Origin of the sequence: Halobaculum saliterrae, assembly GCF_009831625.1 — an archaeon.
Lineage (GTDB): Archaea > Halobacteriota > Halobacteria > Halobacteriales > Haloferacaceae > Halobaculum > Halobaculum saliterrae.
Map to the genome: position 1 here is coordinate 181443 of NZ_WUUS01000001.1, position 20897 is coordinate 202339.

General features: G+C 69.1%; 20 protein-coding genes. 8 read left to right on the top strand and 12 right to left on the bottom strand.

Annotated elements, in window-relative coordinates; all coding sequences use genetic code 11:
* Positions 1-67: 67 nt before the first annotated feature.
* On the bottom strand, positions 68-1996 hold the full coding sequence (locus tag GRX01_RS00940) for an aldehyde ferredoxin oxidoreductase family protein (RefSeq protein WP_159662521.1): 1929 nt from the start codon (positions 1994-1996) through the stop codon (positions 68-70).
* A gap of 139 nt (positions 1997-2135) precedes the next feature.
* Here GRX01_RS00940 and GRX01_RS00945 point away from each other — a divergent pair, with 139 nt between their 5' ends.
* The 3 genes from GRX01_RS00945 to GRX01_RS00955 all read left to right on the top strand — a co-directional run bounded on the left by GRX01_RS00945 (position 2136) and on the right by GRX01_RS00955 (position 4113).
* On the top strand, positions 2136-2573 hold the full coding sequence (locus GRX01_RS00945; protein ID WP_159662523.1) for a VanZ family protein: 438 nt from the start codon (positions 2136-2138) through the stop codon (positions 2571-2573).
* A gap of 38 nt (positions 2574-2611) precedes the next feature.
* The gene (locus GRX01_RS00950; RefSeq protein WP_159662525.1) at positions 2612-3688 is read left to right on the top strand and encodes an archaeosine biosynthesis radical SAM protein RaSEA; all 1077 of its coding nucleotides are present in this window, start codon (positions 2612-2614) and stop codon (positions 3686-3688) included.
* Between the two features lie 245 nt (positions 3689-3933).
* On the top strand, positions 3934-4113 hold the full coding sequence (locus GRX01_RS00955; protein ID WP_159662527.1) for a hypothetical protein: 180 nt from the start codon (positions 3934-3936) through the stop codon (positions 4111-4113).
* A 322-nt stretch (positions 4114-4435) separates the two neighbouring features.
* Here the strand turns inward: GRX01_RS00955 and purQ are convergent, their stop codons facing one another.
* Complete coding sequence (purQ, locus tag GRX01_RS00960; RefSeq protein ID WP_321167847.1) at positions 4436-5113, bottom strand: phosphoribosylformylglycinamidine synthase I; 678 nt, start codon at positions 5111-5113, stop codon at positions 4436-4438.
* A gap of 58 nt (positions 5114-5171) precedes the next feature.
* Positions 5172-5426: a phosphoribosylformylglycinamidine synthase subunit PurS gene (purS, locus tag GRX01_RS00965; RefSeq protein ID WP_159662529.1), complete on the bottom strand. Its 255-nt coding sequence runs from the start codon at positions 5424-5426 to the stop codon at positions 5172-5174.
* Positions 5427-5548: 122 nt separating this feature from the next.
* Between purS and GRX01_RS00970 the strand changes: the two genes are divergently transcribed.
* Positions 5549-6469, top strand: a complete 921-nt coding sequence (locus GRX01_RS00970; RefSeq protein ID WP_159662531.1) for a formyltetrahydrofolate deformylase — start codon at positions 5549-5551, stop codon at positions 6467-6469.
* Positions 6470-6570: 101 nt separating this feature from the next.
* Here the strand turns inward: GRX01_RS00970 and GRX01_RS00975 are convergent, their stop codons facing one another.
* Both GRX01_RS00975 and GRX01_RS00980 read right to left on the bottom strand, forming a co-directional pair.
* Positions 6571-7590 (bottom strand): phosphoribosylaminoimidazolesuccinocarboxamide synthase, encoded by a 1020-nt coding sequence (locus tag GRX01_RS00975; RefSeq protein WP_159662533.1) that lies wholly within the window; start codon positions 7588-7590, stop codon positions 6571-6573.
* Between the two features lie 103 nt (positions 7591-7693).
* Complete coding sequence (locus tag GRX01_RS00980) at positions 7694-9109, bottom strand: FAD-binding oxidoreductase (protein WP_159662535.1); 1416 nt, start codon at positions 9107-9109, stop codon at positions 7694-7696.
* A gap of 96 nt (positions 9110-9205) precedes the next feature.
* Between GRX01_RS00980 and cofH the strand changes: the two genes are divergently transcribed.
* Entirely contained in the window at positions 9206-10612 is a 1407-nt protein-coding gene (gene cofH / locus GRX01_RS00985; RefSeq protein ID WP_159662537.1) for a 7,8-didemethyl-8-hydroxy-5-deazariboflavin synthase subunit CofH, read from the top strand.
* Between the two features lie 168 nt (positions 10613-10780).
* Here the strand turns inward: cofH and GRX01_RS00990 are convergent, their stop codons facing one another.
* The 3 genes from GRX01_RS00990 to GRX01_RS01000 form a co-directional block, all read right to left on the bottom strand.
* On the bottom strand, positions 10781-11170 hold the full coding sequence (locus tag GRX01_RS00990) for a hypothetical protein (protein WP_159662539.1): 390 nt from the start codon (positions 11168-11170) through the stop codon (positions 10781-10783).
* A gap of 124 nt (positions 11171-11294) precedes the next feature.
* A complete protein-coding gene (locus tag GRX01_RS00995) occupies positions 11295-11453 on the bottom strand; it encodes a hypothetical protein (RefSeq protein ID WP_159662541.1) in 159 nt (52 codons plus the stop codon).
* Positions 11454-11491: 38 nt separating this feature from the next.
* Positions 11492-11677: a hypothetical protein gene (locus GRX01_RS01000; RefSeq protein WP_159662543.1), complete on the bottom strand. Its 186-nt coding sequence runs from the start codon at positions 11675-11677 to the stop codon at positions 11492-11494.
* Positions 11678-11807: 130 nt separating this feature from the next.
* Between GRX01_RS01000 and GRX01_RS01005 the strand changes: the two genes are divergently transcribed.
* On the top strand, positions 11808-12212 hold the full coding sequence (locus GRX01_RS01005) for a hypothetical protein (RefSeq protein WP_159662545.1): 405 nt from the start codon (positions 11808-11810) through the stop codon (positions 12210-12212).
* Positions 12213-12454: 242 nt separating this feature from the next.
* On the opposite strand, the gene GRX01_RS01010 is transcribed toward GRX01_RS01005, so the two are convergent.
* The 4 genes from GRX01_RS01010 to GRX01_RS01025 are packed head-to-tail and all read right to left on the bottom strand — an operon-like array spanning position 12455 to position 17861.
* Positions 12455-13462: a cytochrome b/b6 domain-containing protein gene (locus tag GRX01_RS01010; RefSeq protein ID WP_159662547.1), complete on the bottom strand. Its 1008-nt coding sequence runs from the start codon at positions 13460-13462 to the stop codon at positions 12455-12457.
* Positions 13459-13896: a hypothetical protein gene (locus GRX01_RS01015; RefSeq protein ID WP_201289462.1), complete on the bottom strand. Its 438-nt coding sequence runs from the start codon at positions 13894-13896 to the stop codon at positions 13459-13461. The genes GRX01_RS01010 and GRX01_RS01015 overlap by 4 nt, the downstream gene beginning before the upstream one ends.
* Positions 13893-14555 carry a 4Fe-4S dicluster domain-containing protein gene (locus GRX01_RS01020; protein ID WP_159663219.1) on the bottom strand — a complete coding sequence of 221 codons (663 nt, stop codon included), beginning with the start codon at positions 14553-14555 and terminating at the stop codon, positions 13893-13895. The genes GRX01_RS01015 and GRX01_RS01020 overlap by 4 nt, the downstream gene beginning before the upstream one ends.
* 36 nt (positions 14556-14591) lie before the next feature.
* A complete protein-coding gene (locus GRX01_RS01025; RefSeq protein WP_159662549.1) occupies positions 14592-17861 on the bottom strand; it encodes a formate dehydrogenase subunit alpha in 3270 nt (1089 codons plus the stop codon).
* A gap of 195 nt (positions 17862-18056) precedes the next feature.
* Here GRX01_RS01025 and GRX01_RS01030 point away from each other — a divergent pair, with 195 nt between their 5' ends.
* A complete protein-coding gene (locus GRX01_RS01030; protein WP_159662551.1) occupies positions 18057-20207 on the top strand; it encodes a hydrogenase iron-sulfur subunit in 2151 nt (716 codons plus the stop codon).
* Positions 20208-20244: 37 nt separating this feature from the next.
* Positions 20245-20877, top strand: a complete 633-nt coding sequence (locus GRX01_RS01035) for a TorD/DmsD family molecular chaperone (protein ID WP_159662553.1) — start codon at positions 20245-20247, stop codon at positions 20875-20877.
* The last annotated feature ends 20 nt before the right edge of the window (positions 20878-20897 follow it).

Genomic DNA, 20897 nt, shown 5'->3' on the forward strand with positions numbered 1-20897 from the left:
TTCGGCCGCGCACACCTCGCCGCCGGACAGCCGAGGTCTCGCTCGCTCCGCTCGCTTCGACCTCGCCTCAGTCGTCAGCGGGCGCGACGCCCGAATCGCCCGAGGAGACGCCCGTGCCCGGCCCGATGTCGATGCCGAGCTCGTCGAGCTTCTCGTCGGGGACGACGCCGTCGACCCAGCCGCGGACCTCGTAGTACTCCTCCTTCATCTCCGGCAGCTCGCAGTACTCGCCCTCGGAGGCGCCCTGCCCGGCGATGCCGCCCTCGAGGAACCGCGCCGGCAGCGAGTCGTCCGTGCCGTCGAAGCCGTTGAGGTTGTTGTAGTAGCGCTCGAGCGTGTAGATCCGCTCGCCCGCCTCGAGGAGGTCGTCCTCGGTCACGTCGCGGCCCGTCATGCCGTTGTACTGCGTGACGTACTCCTCGATCCCCTCGGCGAAGGCGTTGAACTTGCAGATGTCGAACGAGTCCGAGATGGCGTGCAGGTCCTGGAAGGTGACCGTCAGCTCGCCCTTGCCCTCGTGCTCGTAGGGGTCGACCTTCTGCGGGATGCCGAGGATCTCGGCGGCCGGCGTGTACGCGCGCAGGTGGCACGCGCCGCGGTTGGAGGTCGCGTACGCGATGCCCATGCCCTTCATGCAGCGCGGGTCGTACGCCGGGATCGTCTGGCCCTTGACCGCGAGGGAGTTGTCGTGGGCGTCGAAGCGCTCGGCGAGGCCGTTCGCGCCCTCCGCGAGCGCGTCGGGGAGCTCCCCCTCGCGGTGCGCCGTCTCGTCGATGAGGTCGATCATGCGCTCGGTGTCGCCCCAGTCGAGCTGCTCGTCGAGGCCGTCGAGCTTGCCCTCCTCGGACATCTCCATCGCCATGGCCATCATGTTGCCCATCTCGATGGTGTCGACGCCCATGTCGTTACAGCGCTCGATCATGACGGCGATCTCGTCGCGCTCGGTGTGCGCGGAGTTGGGACCCAGCGCGTACGCCGACTCGTACTCGTAGGACTCGGTGCGGACGTTCAGCTCCTCGCCCTTGTGGTCCACCGACACCTCGACCTCCTTCTTGCAGGCGACCGGGCAGGAGTGGCACGTCGGCTCGTCCACGAGGATGTTCTCGCGGACGTTCTCGCCGGAGACGCGCTCGGCGTCGATGTCGGCGCCCTCGGCGTCGCGCATCGCGGCCGTGGACGTGTACTTCCCGTTCTTCGTCGGGAGGCCGTCCATCTCCTCGCCCGCGTTCATCAGGACGTTCGTCCCGTACAGCGAGAGGCCGCCCTCGTTGGGCGCGGTCACGTCGGACTCCTGGATGACCTGCATCGCCTGCTGGTACCCCTCCTGGAACACGTCGGGCTTCTCCGGCTTGGGCATCTTCGTGCCCGACTTGACGACGACCGCCTTGAGGTTCTTCGAGCCCATCACGGCGCCGGTGCCGCCGCGGCCCGAGGCGCGGTCGTCCTCGTTGACGATGCAGGCGTACTTGACCTCGTTCTCGCCGCCGGGACCGATCGCCATCACGGAGACGTTGCGGCCGACCGAGCCGTCGACCTCCTCGCCGACCGTGTCGATGGTGTCGTGGACGCCCTCGCCCATGAGGTGGGAGGCGTCACGCAGCTCGACCTCGCCGTCCTCGACGACGGCGTACACCGGGTCGTCGCTGGCGCCGTCGAAGACGAGGCCGTCGAAGCCCGCCCACTTCAGGCGCGCGCCCGACCAGCCGCCGTGGTGGCTGTCGGTGACGGTCCCCGTCAGCGGCGACTTCGTCGTCACCGCGATCCGTCCGCTCATCACGGTCTGTGTCCCGGTGAGCGGACCGTTCATGAAGCACAGTCGGTTGTCCGGTCCCAGCGGGTCCACGTCCGGTCCCGCCTCGAAGACGTACTTCACGCCGAGGCCGCGCGCGCCGATGTACTTCTCCGCGTCCTCGTCGTCGATGCCCGCGTACGATACGTCGCCCGCCGAGAGGTCCACGTGTGCGACGTGGTCCCTGAATCCGCCCATATCTGTCATGGTTAATCTACACTAGTTATATGGGACTGGATTCTGTTAGCCGTTGTCACGCGGATGTAACGTATTTCGGTTTCGCCACGCGACTCCCGCCCGCGTCGGATTGGTGACGTTTTTGTCGTGCAGTCCCCGGATCCGCTCGATGGACACCCGCGATCGACGCCTCGCGATATTTGCCGCGGTGACGGCTATCGTCGTTACCTCGTCGCTCGTGCCGATGCCGGCGGCGCCCGGCCCGGCCGCCTCGGCCGATCCGGTGTCGCCGACGCCGGGGACGGACAAGCTGGTCCACGCGGTCGGCTACGCCGCCGTCGCGTACACGCTGGGTCGGGCGCTTCCGGCTCGGGTTCGACGCGGCGCGGACGGGCCGTCGGCCGCCGTCCTCCTCGGCGTCGTCGCCGTCGCGACGGCGATCGGCGCGGGCGTCGAGATCGCGCAGGGGGCCGTTCCCGGCCGGGATCCTTCGGCGCTCGACGGGGTCGCCAACGCCGTCGGCGCAGCCGTGGGGGTGCTGCTGTGGCGACGGCGCGGGGGCGACCGCCCGCGCCGCCGCACGGGTGACGGAGCCGACGACGCGTGAGCGAAGCGGTTTTCCGCGGCTGTCGCCCAGTCTCGACAATGAGTCAGCCGAGCCCCGAGGTCTACGAGCGCGACCGCGGGATGGACGCCCACAACGCGGTCATGCGCGACATCCGGTCCGAGCGCGACGAGACGTACGACGCCCACGAGCCCACCCGCGTGTGGCTCGACGAGGACAACACCCCCGACGGCGTCAAGACCAGCCTCACGATCATCCTCAACACCGGCGGGTGTCGCTGGGCCCGCGCCGGCGGCTGCACGATGTGCGGCTACGTCGCCGAGTCCGTCGAGGGGGGCAGCGTCTCCCACGAGGCGCTCATGGACCAGATCGACGTCTGTCTGGAGCACGAGGCGGAGAACGCGGACGAGCCCGCGGAGCTCATCAAGATCTACACCTCCGGCTCGTTCCTCGACGAGCGCGAGGTGCCCGCCGAGAGCCGCCGGGCCGTCGCCGAGACGTTCGCCGACCGCGAGCGCGTGGTCGTCGAGTCGCTCCCCGACTTCGTCTCCGCGGAGAAGCTCTCGGAGTTCACCGACCGCGGGCTCGAAACCGACGTGGCGGTCGGGCTCGAGACCGCCACCGACCGCGTGCGCCACGACTGCGTGAACAAGTACTTCGCCTTCTCGGACTTCGAGGACGCCTGCGCGGAGGCCGCGGAGGCGGGCGCGGGCGTGAAGGCGTACCTCCTGATGAAGCCGCCGTTCCTCGCGGAGTCGGAGGCGCTCGCGGACATGGTCTCCTCGGTCGAACGGTGCGCCGCGGTCGACAACTGCCACACCGTCTCGATGAACCCCTGCAACGTCCAGCGGTACACGATGGTCGACGAACTGCACTTCCGCGGCGGCTACCGCCCGCCGTGGCTGTGGTCGGTCGCCGCCGTGCTCGAACGGACCGCGGACGCCGACGCGATCGTCGTCTCGGACCCGGTCGGCGCCGGCTCCGACCGCGGCCCCCACAACTGCGGCGAGTGCGACGATCGCGTCCAGACGGCGATCAAGGACTTCGACCTCCGGCAGGACCCGTCGGTGTTCGAGCAGGTGTCCTGCGAGTGCGAGCGCACCTGGGAGCTGGTGCTGGAGGAGGAGACCGCGTTCAACCAGCCGCTGGCGCGCTGAGTCCGGAGCGGGCACCCTCCGGTCGGTCGGCAGACACCGTCGGGTCGAGGGACCGACTTCGGCGAGCCGGGGGCACCGTCGCCATCAGGTCGGCCACCCGGTCGGTTCGAACTCTCGGTTCACGCTCGTGATCGACCGAACACCCACGGGTTCGGAAGACCCGATCGTTAGGGTTCATGCGTCCGTTCCACCGTTGTCAGACGCGCGGCATACAATTATGTACCTTGACACCATATGACACGTTCATGGAGATAGTCGACCGAGCGATCTTCACTTGCGACGACTGTGGAACGTCGGCGCCGTCGTTCGGGATCGAGTACGACAGCCTCGGGTACCCGGTGTGTCCGGGGTGCGGGGCGGTCGTCGGTCCGCTCGAACGGAACCGTGCGGGCGCGGAGTCGACGGCGACCGAGCGGGTGCGATAAGCGGAGACGCGGGTCGACGCCCGCGACCGATCCCTCGAGTGGATACCTGCCCGGCGGGAGAGACAGGAGTGTCGCCTCTCCGTTGGCGTCCTCGAACACGACGTCGATCGGCGGCTCGTCAGGTCGGCACGGGTCGACGAGGTCGACCACGTCGTCGGCCGTCGTTCACGGGGAACACCCGGCCCGTATTCGCATTGTAATACAGCCGACAGTGTTGGTAAGCGGTTACTGACGCGGGGTCCCCGGGTGAGCGAGCGGTGGTGAGACGGATCGACGCGTTCGAGCGGTTCGGCCGGAAGTACGAACGTCCTCCCGCAGTCGGCTACTCCGCGAACGCGCGGAGGACGCCCTGCCCGTCCGTGCCGCCCACGTCGGGGAGGGTCGCGCGCTCGGGGTGCGGCATCATCACCGCGACCGTCTCGCGGGCGCCGAGCACGCCCGCGACGTTGGCGGTCGACCCGTTCGGGTTCGCCTCGTCGGTGACGGCGCCGTCGGCGTCGCAGTAGCGGAACAGGACGCGGTCGTCGGCCTCCAGCGTCTCGAGACGGTCCTCCCGGATCTCGAAGCGGCCCTCCCCGTGGGCGATCGGCACCTCGATCACGTCGCCCTCGTCGTAGGCCGCGGTCCAGGGGGTGTCCGCGCGCTCGACGCGCAGGTGGACGTGCTCACACTGGAACCGCGCCGAACGGTTCGTCGTGAACGCGCCGTCGGTGAGCCCGGCCTCACAGCCGATCTGGGCGCCGTTGCAGACGCCGAGCACGGGCGTTCCCGACTCGGCCGCCGCGCGGACCTCGGCCATGATCGGTTGCCGTGCGGCCATCGCGCCGGCGCGGAGGTAGTCGCCGTAGGAGAAGCCGCCGGGAACGACGATGCCGTCGGTGTCGTCCGGGAGGCCGTCCGCGTGCCAGACGCGCTCGGCGTCGACTCCGAGGTGCGTGAGCGCGCGGACGGCGTCGCGGTCGCAGTTCGAGCCGCCGAACTGGACGACTGCGACCGTCACGCCGTCTCACCTCGCCGGGAGCGGCCACTGACGGTCGCAGTCGGATGAGTCGAGACCGTCATTCGCGCTCCTCAACCGCCACCTCGTAGTCGTGGATGGTCGGGTTCGCGAGCAGCCGGTCGGCCATCTCGCCGGCGCGCTCGTCGGCCTCGTCGGCGTCGGCGGCCTCCAGGTCGATCTCGAAGCGGTCGGCCGAGCGCAGGTCCTCCAGCTCGAAGCCGAGCCGTTCGAGCGCCCGCTGTGTCGTCTCAGCCTCCGGGTCGAGCACGCCGTGCTTCAGGCGGACCGTCACCGTGGCGGTGTAGCCGGTCATCGTGCGACTCTGCGAGTTCATGCGCAAAATCCGTTTCGGGACGGATTCGATATCCACGTTCGTGTACGGCAGTCGTCGCGCGGAGCGACACCTGTTTACTCGCGGGAGAGGAAACGATCGACATGACCGCGGCCGACCGCCCGAATCCGAGACGCTGGGACACCGAGATCGTCGTCGTCGGGGACGACGCGACGGGACTGGTCGCCCGCGTCACCTCGCTGCTGTTCGAGCGCGGGTGCAACATCGAGGACCTCGATCAGGACGTTCGCGACGGCGTGTTCCGGATGCGCCTGCACGCCGACACCGACGGGATGGTGTGCAAGCCGGCGACGCTGGAGGAGGACCTGCAGGACCTCGGAACCGAACTCGGCGTCGACATTCGGGTTCGCCTCGCGGACGCCGAGGCGGCGCGCAAGGCCGCGCTGCTCGTGACGAAGGAGGACCACGCCCCCCGCGCCGTGCTGGAGGCGTGCGAGGACGGAACCCTCGACGCGGAGGTGCCGGTGATGATCGGCAACCACGGCACCCTCCGGTCGCTCGCCGACGAGTACGGCGTGCCCTTCGTCGACGTGGGCGACGACGGCGGCTCCCACGACGAGCGCGAGCTGCTGCGGGTGCTCGACGAGTACGACGTCGACTGTCTGGTGCTCGCGCGGTTCATGCGCATCCTCTCGCCGGAGGTCGTCTTCCGCTACGAGGGGCGCATCATCAACGTCCATCCCTCGCTGCTGCCGGCGTACCCCGGCGCGGAGGCGTACCGGCAGGCCGTCGAGGGCGGCGCGCGCGTCCACGGCGCCACCGCCCACTACGTGACGACGGACCTCGATCAGGGGCCGATCATCGCCCAGCGGGCGTTCCCGGTCGAGCCGGACGACGGCCCCGAGGACCTGAAGGAGCGCGGGCAGCCGTTGGAGGCGGAGGCGCTCGTCGCCGGGCTCCGGGCGCACCTCGACGACGCCGTCGTCGTCCGACGCGGGCGCACCCACTTCCGCGAGGGCGTCGACCCGGACGCCTACGATCTGGGCGGCGTCACCGCGGAGTAGCCGTCACCTCGGCCACTATCGCTCCGGGTGGCATCACCTGACCACCGTCGCTCCGGGTGCCGTCGCCCGGGAACCATCGTCCCGGACGCCGTCCCCGCGCCTCAGAGGTCGCGGACGGCGTCGACCGCCTCGGCGACGGGCGGGGCGTCGAACCAGTCGGTGCCGGTGTAGGCGTTCGTGCCGGCGGCGTACATGTCCGCGACGCGCTCGATCACGTCAGGATCGAGCGCCTGAGGTTCGACGGCACACAGCGGCCGCCAGTCGGCGACGGCCTCGTCGTCGGCACGTGCCTTCGCCTCGCTCACGGCCTCGACCCACTCGGGCGCGATCCGCTTGTAGTGCTGTCGGACGACCTCCTTGGACACCTCCTGCCCGTCGTACGCGAAGCGGTTCTCGTCGAACGTGCCGACCACGTCGGCGACGCGCACCTCGCCGTCGGCGTACACGCACTCGATCTTGCCGTCCTCGTGGACGAAGCCCGCCTCCGCGGCGCGCTCGGTGACCAGGTCGTTCACCTCGCGGGCGACCGACTCCAGCTCCGTCAGCGGCGCCGCGCCGGCGACCGCGTCGGCCTCGTCGGCGCCGAGGTAGCGGTCCTGCTCCTCGTACTTCGTTGAGAACTCCACGACCGGCTCCGGCAGATCGACGGGGCCGGCGGGCCACTCGTCGCGGTCGAGCCCCACGTCGCGCGGCGAGGTGCGCGAGCGGAGGCTCGAACCGACCGGGACGGCGTTGCGGAAGACGACCTCGAGGGGGACGACGTAGCCCGCCGCCTCGCGGGCCTCCTCGTGGAACGTGTCGTAGTCGTACGCGCCGTCGACGAAGGGCAGGTCCGGCACCGTCGCCAGTTCGATAGCGAGTTCGCGGGGCGGCTCGTCGACGGTCGACAGCGGCTCGGCGTCGGGGCCGACGCCGCGGTAGTGGGTGGGGACGCCGGCGTCCTCCAGCAGTTCGAAGTTGTACGCGCCCATGGTGCACAGGGACCTCCCCTTCCCCGGGATCGGGTCGGGCATCTTCCCCCAGTCGAAGACGGAGTAGTCGTCGGTGAAGGCGAACCGGCCGGCGCCGAGGCCGTCTGCGGTCGGCTCGCGCTCGACGACGAACTCCTTGACGCTCGTCATGGTCGGTGGGGCGGGCGCGGGGGGCAAGAATCCTTCCACTCTCGTGCGTATCTCGGCGGAGGCAGAGAGGTATGTATCCACGTTTGTGGATTCGGCGCGGCCGCTACTCCTCGGGCACGATCTTTCCGGGATTGAGCGTCCCGTTCGGGTCGAGCGCCGCCTTGACCGCCCGCATCGCCCCGACCGCGGCGGGGCCGTGCTCCCGTTCCAGGTACTTCCGTTTGCCCGCGCCGATGCCGTGTTCGCCGGTGGCGGTGCCGCCCAGCTCCAGCGCGCGCTCGACCAACTCGCCGTAGGCGGCCTCCGCGCGCGCGACCTCGTCCGGGTCGTCCGGGTTCTGCAGGACGAAGTAGTGGAGGTTGCCGTCCCCGGCGTGGCCGAAGCACGGGACGAACAGGTCGTACTCGTCGGCGACGTCCTTCACCGCCCGGATCATCTCCGGATACGAGCCGATGGGGACGGTCACGTCGCCGGGCTGTCCCATCTCGCGGTCGGAGTCGTACGCCTCCGCCGCGTAGGTGATGTCCTTGCGCGCCTGCCACAGCTCCTCCATGCGCTCGCCGCTGGCTATCTCGAACTCCTCGACGCCGTGGGCCTCGAAGACGGCGCGGCAGAAGTCGATCTCCTCGTCGATCCCGTGGTTCGCGTGGAACTCCACGAACACCATCGGGCGCTCGGGGAGGGCGGCGTCGCTGTAGGCGTTGGCGAGCATCGCCGTCTCGGCGTCGAACAGCTCGATCTTCGCCACGTCGACGCCGGCGGTGACGGCGTCGGAGATGGCGGCGGTCGCGTCGTCGAGCGTCGGGAAGGTGGCCCGACCGCCCCTGACCTGTTCAGGCCTGCCCGCGAGCTCGAGCGTGGCGCGCGTGACGATCCCGAGGGTGCCCTCACTGCCGATCAGCAGCTCCTTCAGGTTGTACCCGGAGGACGACTTCGCGGCCTTCGACCCCACGGTCGTCACCGACCCGTCCGCGAGGACGACCTCCAGTTCGAGCACCCAGTCGGCCACCTCGCCGTACTTGACCGTCTGCATCCCCGACGCGTCGGTCGCGATCATCCCGCCGATCGTGGAGATGTCGCCCGAGGAGGGCAGCGGCGGGAAGAACAGGCCGTGTCTCGCGACCGCCTCGTCCACGTCGGCACCGATGGCTCCCGGGCCCACGTCGACCTGGAGGTCGTCCGGCCGGATCTCGTGGACCTCGTCCATCCGGGTCATGTCGAGACTGATCCCCGCGTGTGCCGGGACCGCGCCGTCCTCCAAGCCGGTTCCCGCGGCGTACGCCGTCACGGGGACGCCGCGCTCGTCCGCGCCGGCGACGACGGCCGACACGTCCGCGGTCGACTCCGGGTACACGACCGCGTCGGGGCGAACCGCGTCGGCGTCGGCGGTCGTGTAGTCGGTCGCGTGCTCGTCGCGGTCGCCGTCCCCGAGGCTCACCTCCCCCTCCAGTTCGAGGTCCGCGAGGAAGCCCACGTCGTGGCGTGGTGGCCTCGCCGACGCATCTTCCGTGGTTGTCATTAGCTCACAATACCGGCGGGTCCACAATCAACACACCGATCGGCGGGGTGGCCGCGACCGGCCCGTTTTTCACGCCGTGCCGACACCGGTACGACGATGACGCGACCGTCAGCGGCCGACCTCGACCCCGACGACCTCGGGTTCGAGCACGTTCCCGAGACCGACCAGTCGTTCGAGAACGCGCTGGCGAAGGCGCGCGACGGGACCCGCCTGACGGTCGACGACGCGGTCGAACTGCTGACGACCGGCAGCGACGCCACCGGTATCGACCGCGAGCGAAAGGAGGCGGTGCTGGAGGCGGCCGACTGCCGACGGGCGGAGGTCGTCGGCGACGAGGTGACGTTCGTCGCGAACCTCAACAACAACGTCACCACCGCCTGCAACACGGGCTGTCTGTTCTGCAACTTCAAGGACACCGCCCACCAGTTCGAGGCCGACCACGACGGCCAGCACGCCGGCTTCACGAAGACGCCGGCGGAGTCGCGCGCGGCGGTCCGGGCGGCCGTCGAGCGCGGCGTCTACGAGGTCACGTCCGTCTCGGGACTCCACCCGGCGTTCGCGCTGAACGACGAGCATCACGAGGTCCTGCGCGGCGTCGACGACGCGGCGCGCGCGGTCAACTACAAGCCGCCGGAGGCGTACGACACCGATCCGGGCACCTACGTCGAACAGATGGACGCGATGAGCGTCGACGGCGTCCACCTCCACTCGATGACCCCCGAGGAGGCGTACCACGCCCGCCGCGGCACCGACTGGAGCTACGAGGAGGTGTACCGGACGCTCGCCGAGGCCGGCCTCGACTCGGCGCCCGGGACGGCCGCGGAGATCCTCGTCGACGAGGTACGCGACGTGATCTGCCCCGGCAAGATCGACACCGAAGGCTGGATCGACGCGATGGAGGGCGCGATGGCCGCCGGGCTCGACACCACGGCAACGATCATGTACGGTCACGTCGACAACGAGATGCATCGCGCGATGCACCTGAAGCGGGTGCGCGACCTGCAGGACCGCACCGGCGGGATCACGGAGTTCGTCCCGCTCTCCTTTGTCCACGAGCGCACGCCGCTGTACGAGCACGGCGTCGTCGACGGCGGCGCGAGCGACGCCGAGGACGAGCTCCTCATCGCCGTCTCGCGACTGTTCCTCGACAACGTCGAGAACGTCCAGACCTCGTGGGTGAAGTACGGCGACGAGAAGGCGTTGAAGACGCTCTCCTGTGGCGCGAACGACTTCATGGGCACCATCCTCTCCGAGGAGATCACCAAGCGCGCGGGCGGCTCGTTCGGCGAGTTCCGCAGCTTCGACGACTACGTCGAGTTGATCACCTCGGTCGGTCGGGTCCCCGTCGAACGGTCGACGGACTACCGCGACCGTCGCCGGATCGACCCCGACGAGGGTCCGCCGTTCGGGCCGACGCTCGGCCCGAAGGCCGACGGGACGCCCCTACTCAGCGGCCCCGAGCGCGCGGAGCGCGCGGGCGACGCGGCGGCCGCGGACGACTAGGTCGGTTCGACGACGAACGACTGGCCGCGGCTGTTCACGAGTCGGTCCGTTTGCGACGAGAGCCTGTCCGAGCCACCGGTCGGAGTGAAGCGTGCCGCCGTCTCGCGGTCGGCCCCTCGCCGTCGCTGGCGGGATCGGATCGCCACGAGAACGCCCGACGAACCCCGATCAGTCCTTCCCGAACCGGATCCCGTCGTCCACGAGCCGATAGTTCCGTTCGCGGTCGATGCGCTCGGCGAGCCAGTCGACCTCGTACACCTGCGCGGCCAGTTCGATGTAGAGATCGCGCCACGCGATCGCGTAGATGGGCGACTGCCCCCACGCGCGCAGTTCGGGGACGAACTCGTCGTAGATCTCCGCGCGCTCCTCGGCGTACTCGAGGAAGTCGACCGCGACCGCGGCGGCCTCCGACTCGTCGTCCGCGTCGCCGAAGCCGTCCTCCAGGGCCTGTCTGTAGCCCGCGACGGCGCGGCGGATGTCCTGCTCGGCGGCGCCGTCGTCGTCGGGGAGCGATTCGAGCACGCCGCGAGGGATCGCGAGATCCAGATCCACGTCCATGTCCCGGAGTTCGGCGGACGCGGGTAAAGGCTTCCGTCGGGCGAACCGGCCGCCGTCGTCTCGGCTCCGACCGCCTCAGCCGGCCCCGCATCGGGCGGGACGGCTTCCGACCGACCGAACGTCGTCACTCCCCGTCGAGAAACCGCGACAGCGACCCCGCACACGACACACACAACAGGGCACGAACGGCGCCCTCGGGAGCGATCCCGTCGATCGCGGCGTACTCGTCGCCGGGCCGGATCGTCTCCCCGCACCGGTCGCACTCGTGGGCGTTTCGGAGCATCGCTTACCCCCCCGGACGCGTCCCGGCCGACGGCGGGATCAGATGTACCCCAGGGTGCTGGCGACGAGTCCGATGACGAACAGCGCCACCGCCACCGCAGTCAACTCCATGCGCGTCGACCCTTCCCCGCCCGTGCCGCCAATGCGCAGGACGATCGCCAACCCGACGAGCGCCACGACGAGCACCACGACGCTGTACACAGTATTGAGGAGTGCCGAGACCATGATCCGCGGGTGTCTCCGACGCCTAATAAAACTCCGTACCGACCCACGGCCGTTCCGGGGACGGCGACGTGTCCCGGGTGCCGGTGCCGCGGGGCGAATATATATCCGGGCGGGCCGCCGACGCCGGGGTATGCGAATGGAACTGCGCGTCTGCAAGCACTGCCTCGCCGGGGAGCACGGCAACCCGTCGAAGACCGAGGTGTCGAACGACATGGTTGAGTGCGCCGAGACCGTCCGCGAGTACAAGGACCTCATCGGACTGGACAACATCTACATCACGAAGGTGACCGAGGGCGACAGCGGCGCCGCCCAGGCGCTGCCGGCGGTCGTCGCCAGCATCGAGGGGAACCAGATCCAGCTGTCGGACACCCAGCTCGTGATGGAGGACAACGACGGCAACATGCTCGTGTACCCCGAGCCGAAGGACATCCTCGAGGTGCTCACGCGCAACGTCGAGCAGATCAACACCCACACCAGCAACGACGTGACCGTCGACCTGAGCGAGGAGGCGCTGCGTCTCGGCGTCGACGCCTGACCGGATCGCACGTCACACGCGTCGGCCGTTCCCGATCGGTCGCTCGAACGGGATCCGACACTCCCCCTTCTTGAGCCAGTACTCGCCAGCCGCGAGCGTCGCGCCCGTCGCCTCCGGGGGCGGACGCGACGACCGGGGCGTGGGCACTCAGTCCGCTCTCGACGTCGGAGGAAGAAAGCGGAAGAGGAAGTGGAAGAGGAGAGGAGGAGGAAGAGTCCGTGCGGCGCGGGCCGATGCCCGCCTCAGTCGTCGGACTCGACGTGTCCGCCGTCGGCGGCGGTCGTCGGCTCCGACGCCTCCTGCTCCAGCTGCTTCTGCCAGCGGACGCGCAGGAGGTTGCCGTACATCTGCAGGACGAGTCCGAGCAGCAGCACGAACATGCCCATGTTGATGCCGACGGTCAGCAGGATGTCGGTCGGGCCCCCGCCGATGGCGATCTCACGCGGCACGGGGTACCCCTCGTCGAACAGGCTGCCGAGCAGAACCGATACGATGCCGATCACGGTCATCGCGCCGACGACCGTCGACGCCATGTTCCAGGAGGGAGCGAGCTCGAGCAGCTCGATGCCCGTTCCCTCGGTGTCGTCGTCGTGGTCCTCGGGGATCATCGACTTCGGGATGAACGCCTTCACCTCGACCGGGTACAGCGCCGGGTGGAAGCCGTGTTCGAAGATGTGGAACATGACCCCCATCAGCATGATGACGCCCAGCAGGCCGTGGAACGTGACGAACGCCGCGGCGGCGGTCTTCGTCGCCATGATCTCCATCACGCCCGTCTTCGACCAGATGAGGATCCCCGAGATGGTCAGCAGCGTCAGTTCGATCGCGAAGATGAACACGACGCCCTTGCCGATGTAGGTGAGCAGCGGGATCTCGTCGGCCGTGCCGCCCGCGAACTGGCGGGCGTTCGGGTGGCGCTCGTCGGCGTTCCCCAGGAGGAACTGCACGTCCTGGATGAACGCGTCGAAGTCGCCCTTCGACGGCAGGATCTCCCGGAAGTTGCCGCGACCGGTGTCGGTCGTCAGCATCATCAGCATCCAGAAGACGATGAGCGCGAGCAGTCCGCCGCCCGCGATGCGGTGGACGGCGGAGACCCCCTGGGCGCCGCCCATGAGGTTCACCATCCACCACAGCTCGTCGTTGAACATGAGGCTGTAGCCCGAGAAGAACAGCACGAACACGTCCAGCGCCAGCAGCGTGTGGAACGTGGTCGTCATCTTGCTGAACTTCCCGTGGTCGAGTTGCGTCATCGGCTCTCACCTCCGTCGGTCGCGGCGGAGTCGTCGTCCGCCGCGTCGTCGGCCACGCGCCCGCCGTCCGCGGCGACGGCGCTGGAGTCCGAGTCCCCCGGCTGGCGCATCCGGCCGGCGAGCCGGCGGAACGCGCCCCAGTGGAGGAACACCATGAACAGGATGAACACGCCCATGATCACGTCGGCCGCGTGCGTGATCGCGATCAGGAAGTCGAGCCAGGCGATCTGGTTCCCGGAGGTCCAGTCGGACCCGACGCCGGCGTTGGCGCCCTCGGCGACGGGCTGGATGCGGAACAGCTCCTCGTAGAACACCGCGAAGTCCGCGGCCCACCACAGGATCAGCGCCGTCACCGCGAGCGCGACGACCGCGTTGATCGCGATCGCCGTCCGCGGGTAGCCCTTGGTCTCCGGAAGGTGCTCTCGGTAGCTCATGCGTTGCTCCCCTCGAACTCGTCGGCGTCCTCGCCGAAGATGATCTCCATCGCGACGTCGTTGAAGAACGAGTCGGAGCCGCGCCGGTCGAGCTCGTTGGAGATCTCCTCGGCGTCACCCACGAGCAGCGCGTCGGTCGCGCACTCCTCGGCGCAGGCGGGCCCCTTGCCGACGTCCTGACGCTCCTCGCACATCGTACACTTGTCCATCGTGCCGCCGTTGCCGAACAGCCGCGCGGCACCCTCGTCGGAGCCGGGGAACTGCGGCGCGCCGAACGGACACGCGGACAGGCAGTACTGGCAGCCGACACAGAGGTTGTCGCGCACGTCGACGAACCCGTTGTCCTTCTTGATCAACGAGTCCGTCGGGCACACGGAGACGCACGGCGCCTCCTCGCAGTGGTAGCACTGCATCGGGATCGCCGTCTCGCCGGGCGAGGCGTCCTCCTGCCCGAGCGCGCCCCCGCTGTTGGTGTTGTACCGCTCCATCGGCTCCGCCGGCTGTCCCTCCAGCATCGTCGAGATGCTGATGCGCTGTTCGTCCCTGGGCACGTCCCACGTGCGCTTGCACGCGACGACGCACCCGCCGCAGTCGATGCAGGCTTCCACGTCCGGGAAGATCCGAGCATCGTCGCCGGTGCTCATCACCCCCTGACCCATCACCTGCTTGCTGGTTTCGTTAGTTGCCATTGGGAATCACTGCACCGTGCTGCTGTCGCGGACGTCGAAGTCCTTCTGCCGGCCGAAGCCGTCCCGGTCCTGCGGGAACTCGTAGGACTCGATGTCGACGACGTTGTCGGCGAGGCCGTCCTCCTCGACGGGCCGCATCGACAGCTCCTCGACCACCGAGGGCGTCGCCTTCTGGATCCGTACCATCGACGCCTTCGTCTCCTGCATCTGCGTCTCCACGTCGTAGCCGCGGGAGGTGATCGCGTTCACCGACTCCCCGATGGCGTACGGTACGGTGCCGTCGGGATAGCGGTCCTCCAGCGACTCGCCCTTGAACATCCCGCCCCAGTGGAACGGGAAGAACGTCTCGCTGTCGTTCGGACGGTGGGTGACGCGCGCCTTCAGCAGGATCGAGCCGCGGTCGGTCGTCGAGGCGACGACGAGGTCGCCGCCGTCGATGCCCAGCCGCTCGGCCATGTCGGGGTTGATCTCCACGTACATGTGCGGCTGGAGGTCGGCGGTGTGTTTGTTCGAACGCGTCTCGGAGCCGCCGCCCTGATGTTCGACCTGGCGACCGCTCGTGAGGATCGTCCACTCGGCGTCGCCCGACTGCTCGTCGAAGGCGCCGGCGTCGGTGAGCCGCTGCATGGACTCCTCCTGGACCGTCGAGTTGTTCTGGTCCAGCCGGTAGAAGTTCCGCTGCTGGCCGTTCGACGGCCACTGCTCGACGAGGTCCGGCCGCGGGCTCTCGATCGGCTCGCGGTGGACGGGCGTCGTGTCGAGGAAGCTCCAGACGACGCCGCGGGCGCGGCCGCGCCCGGTCGGCGCGTCCGGCTGCGGGTTGTCGAACTGGCCGTAGAAGTCCATGTCGTAGTCGGCCCAGTCGTACTTCTGGTTCATCGCCTCGGCGGTGTCGGCGACCGACGTGTCCTCGCGGAGCGCGTACTCGTACGGGAGCGTCAGCGCGTCCGCGTTGTGCGGGTCGTCCGGCATCGTCGTCGCGAAGCCGGGGTACTGCGGAACGCCCTCGATCGTGCCGTCCCACCACTCCGGTTCGTAGGAGTCACGCAGCAGGCTGAGGCCCTCCTCGCCCTGCTGGTCGTACGTCGTCTGCATCGGGTACGGCTCGTCGGTCGCCATCTCCTCCCACTCCTCGGGGGTGGGCGCCTGCACGCCCCACCGGGTGCGGAAGTCCTGTCCCCCGTCGCGGGGGTCCATGTCGTCGTTCCAGAGGATCGGCGTGCCCGGGTGCCCCTCGCCCCAGCACGGCCACGGGAGCATCCAGTACTCGCCGTCGACGGGCGTGCCGGGCGCGTCCGCCTTCGTGTCCTCGGTGGAGAAGGCGTAGTCGTACTCCAGGTGCTGCTGGAGGCGCTCGGGGTCCTGGCAGTAGCCGATGGTCCGCATGCCGAGGTTGAACTCTCGGATGACCGACTCGTACGTCGACTTGCCGTTGTACAGCGCCGGACCCGAGCCCCAGTCGAAGTGCTCGCCCATGCCGAGGTGACCCGCCAGCTCCTGCATGATCCGCAGGTCCGGACGGGAGTTGTGACCCGGCGAGCGAACCGGCTCGGACCACTGGGTCGCGCGGTGGGAGTTCGTCAGCGAGCGGTAGTGCTCGTACTGGCTGGATGCCGCGAGCAGGACGACCTCCGTGTCGGACTGGTCCACGTCGGCGAGCACCGACGCCACCGACGGGAACACGTCCACCACGACCAGCAGGTCGAGGTTCTCGATCGCCTTCCGCTGTTTCTCCATCTCGGAGATGGAGTTCAGCGAGTGTCCCCACACGACCGCCGCCTTCAGCTCGTTCGGCTGGTAGATCGGCGTCTCGTTCAGCCGCTCCTCCTGGGGGAGCGCGGCGTCGAACCAGCGGGCCACCGTCAGGCCCTTCTGGAACATCATCGAGTTCTCCGCCGGGAACGACTCGTCGATCTCGTCGGCGTTCTCGGTGTTCGTGGACTGCCGGACGTACTTCTCCGCCGGCATCTCGCCGTACTCCTCGTACAGGTCGTCGAACTCGATGGTGCCCGAGGTCTGTGGCGTGCGCGACCAGACGTCACACCAGTACTGCCACGAGCCGGGCGAACCGACCGAGTAGTAGCCCGGCAGGATGTGGCTCGCGACCGCCAGGTCCGTCGCACCCTGGACGTTCGCGTGCCCGCGCATGACCTGCAGGCCGCCGCCGGACTGGGCCGCCGCGCCGGCGCCCAGCGAGAGCATCGCGTACGAGCGGATGTTCTGGGTCCCGTTGTTGTGCTGGGTCCCGCCCATCGCCCACTCGATCTGCATCTTCGGCTGGTTCTCGACGATGAGGTCCGTCAGCTCCTCGATCTCGTCGGTCGAGAGCCACGTGATGTCCGACACCGTCTCGAGGTCGTAGTCGTCGAGGTCGTCCTCGACGTCCGGCCACGCCTGCACGCGGCCCTCGAGCATGTCGTCGTCCAGCTCGCCGCGGTCGCGGAGCTGCTTGATGACCCCCATCATGAGGGCCACGTCCGTGCCGGGACGGAGGCGGTAGAAGTAGTCGGCGTGGGCCGCGGTCTTGGTGAACCGCGGCTCGACGACGACGATGTCCCCGCCGCGCTTCTGGCCCTCGAGGATGTGCTGCATCGCGATCGGGTGGGCCTCCGCGGGGTTCTGCCCGATTATCAGGTTCATATCGAAGTTCCGATAATCGTTGATCGAGTTCGTCATCGCCCCGTAGCCCCACGTGTTCGCGAGGCCGGCGACCGTCGTCGAGTGGCAGATCCGCGCCTGGTGGTCGACGTTGTTCGTGCCCCACAGCGACGCGAGCTTCCGGAACGCGTACGCCTCCTCGTTGGAGTGGTGCGCGCTCCCGAGCCACATCGTGCTGTCGGCGCCGTACTCGTCTTTGATCCGGGTCAGCTCGTCGGCGACCGTGGAGTACGCCTCGTCCCACGAGAGCTTCTCCCAGCCGCCGTCGACCTTCCGCATCGGCGACTTCAGCCGCCGCTCGGAGTGCTCCGTCTCGTAGATGCCGGCGCCCTTCGAGCAGAGCGATCCGTTGTTGACCGGGTGCTCCTCCCACGGCTCCATGCCGACGAACGCGTCGCCCTTCTTCTCGCCGTGGAAGCCGCAGCCGACCGAGCAGTAGTTGCAGATCGTCTTCGTCAGCTCGTTGTGATCTGTGTCCGTTCCGTCCTCTTCCCCGTCGTCGCTCTGCGCCAGCGCCTGTCCGGCGCCGCCGCCACCGAGGGCGACCGCGCCGGCCAACGCGCTCGCCTTCATGAACGACCGTCTGTCTAGGTCCAGTGAGACCGGTTCCGTGCTCATTGTGTTATGTTGACATTCACCACTGGTTGGTGGGCTATCGTCACGGTGCACGTAATCGACCTCCTTTAATCTTCGCTACGATCGTGACTGGATTTTTTCGGCCCTCCTAAAATAACCGGAAAGATCACCCGGAACACGGCTGTCCCACGATCCCCCTGCGCAAGGTATATAGGCGCCACCCCGTTGGCTCCGACGATGAACGTCGGGGCATTCGTCTGTTCGTGCGGGGGGACCTGCGACGTGGACCTGGAGTCGGTCCGCGACGGGGTCCGCGATGTCGACGTGGTCGCGTCATCGGAGCAGCTGTGCCGGGACGCGCTTCCGGCCGTCGACGGACTGATCGACGAGTACGACCTCGACCAGTTGATCGTTGGCGCCTGCGACGACGGCTGTAAGTCGAAGTTCGACGACCTGGTCGAGCGCAACGGACTCCACCCGGACGCGGCCGCCTACGTCGACCACCGCGAGCGGGCCGGGTGGGTCCACGAGCGCGACGACGCCACCGACAAGACCGCGCGACTGATCAACGCCCGCAGAACCGGCATCGAGTACGAGGCAGCCACGCGCACCGTCTCGCGGGAGGCCGGCGAGCAGGTGCTCGTCGTCGGCGACGCCGAGACCGCGGCCGCGCTCTCCGATTCCGCCGAGGTGACACTTCTCGCGGACGGCGCGGAGTACGCTGACGCCGACGCGGATCTCTCGGACGTTAGCGTCGAGCGTGGCCGCCTCGTCGCCGTCGATGGGGGGTTCGGTGAGTTCGAGGTGCAGGTCGAGGCGCGCGTCACCGACGACTGTATCTCCTGTATGAAGTGCGTGAGGGAGGGCCCGGACGGGATGGTGACGCGCCGCCCCGTCGACATCCACCCGGACGCCCCGGAGGGCGAGTGGACCGACTGCTGTCCGACCGACGCGATCGATCTGTCGGGCGTCACGGACACCCTCGACGCGGACCAAGTCGTCGACCCGGCGGGTACGTCGACCGCGCGGGCTGGCCGCATCGGCTACTACACGGGCCCGGTCGACGCCGGAACGATCGCCTCCGTGGAGTCGCTGTTGGGCGGGGTCGAGAAGCCGAAGTACCTCGATCTGCAGATGGACGTGTGCGCCGCGGGCGACTCCGGCCAGCAGGGCTGTACCGCCTGCGTCGACGCCTGTCCGCACGACGCCGTCGACCGGCCGGCGGTCGACGAGGTCGAGTTCGACCTGACCGCCTGCGAGAACTGCGGCGCGTGCACCTCCTCGTGCCCGACGGGCGCGACGTCGCTGCGGGAGCCGTCGAACGAGCGGATCGCCCGCGAGGTCGAGGCGCTGCTCAGCCGCGAGACCGACGAGGGCGGCATCTGGCCGTTCACCGGGAGCGACGACGGCATCGAGACCCCCGTCGTCGCGTTCACCTGCGACGAGCGCGCCGCCGCGGCCCTCGACGAGTACGGCCGGCGCGCGGCCGCCGGCGAGGACATCACCTACCCGCCGGTCCTTCCGGTGGAGGTGAACTGCACCGACACCGTCGGCGAGGGACACGTCATGCACGCGCTCGCCGCGGGCGCGGCCGGCGTCGCCATCGTCGGCTGCGGGGGCTCGTGTCTCCACTCCGGCCCGGACCCGAAGGCGGAACTCGTCGAGCGGCTCAACCGCGCGACGAGCGATCTCGGGCTGGGCGAGCGCGTCGGGTTCTTCGCGCCCGACCCGCACGAACCCGGCGCGTTCGCCGAGGAGCTGGGTCGCTTCACGGAGCTGACGCTGGACCCGACGCCCGTCCCCGAGGGCGAGCACCGCGCGACGGGCGTCGTCCGCGAGGACAAGCCCAACCCCGCGTTCAACAGCCACGACTGGACGCTCGAGTCGGTGCGACGGATCCTGGAGTTCGCCGAGCCCGAGCGCGAGACCATCCGCGGACTGAAGGACTTCGGCGTGATGTCCGTCTCCGACGCCTGCAACCTCACGCCGACGTGTTCGACGCTGTGCCCGACGGACGCCATCCGGCGGACCGACGACGGGAACCTCCAGTTCAACCACGAGGACTGCGTCAACTGCGAGCTCTGTGAGGAGGGCTGCCCCGAGACCGCGATCACGATGGAGCAGGGATTGGACCTCTCGCGCCTCCCCGAGAACCGGACGGCCGGCGAGGGCGCCGTCGCCGACGACGACCCGCGCTGGGAGACGGTTCACGACGGCGAGATGCTGGAGTGCGCCCGCTGCGGCGACCCGTTCACCTCGGCGGCCTCCGCCGAACACATCCAGTCGGAGGTCGGCGGCCTCGTCGAGGGGATCGCGCCCGACTCCGATCACAGCGTCTTCGAGTACTGCGGCGACTGCCGCGCGCAGTTGCTGTTCGACAACCGTTGAGGGCCGACCGCCCACTCCCCCACCCCACACAGACACCATGAGCACCGACGAACTCGCCGTCTACGACGCCCGGATCGAACTGATCGACTTCTGTATCGAGGTGTTCCACGACGCGCCGACCGAGGAGTTCCTCTCGCATCTCCTCTCGGGCGACATGCGAACCCCCGAGGACAGCGTCAACGACCACCTCGACGCCGGGTTCGAACACGTCCGGGCGTTCGTCGACGCCCACGAGGGCGACGACGTCGAGGAGCTCCACACCGAGCTTCGCCGGAAGTACACCGAGGTGTTCGTCGGCCCGCGCCCGCCGGTCCTGCTGCACGAGACGAACTACCGCGAGGACACGGAGTTCATCGGCGAGGGGCTCGCGGAGGTCGAGGCCAGCTACGGCGCCGCCGGGTGGACGCCGCCCGAGGAGTACCCCGAGGAGAACGACTTCGTCGCCGTCGAGCTCGCGTTCCTGCGGTGGCTCGTCACCAAGCAGCGCGAGGGACGGGACGAGACGTTCGGCTACGAGCGCGTGTTCCTCGACAACCACCTCATGACGTGGGTCGACGACGCCGTCGCCGAGGTTCACGAGGAGACGGACGAACCCCTGTTCCTGGCGGCCGCGGAGATCCTCGCGGGGCTCGTGGAGTTCGAGGACGAGATCGTCGCACAGATGGCGTAAGAGCGATCGGATTCGACGCG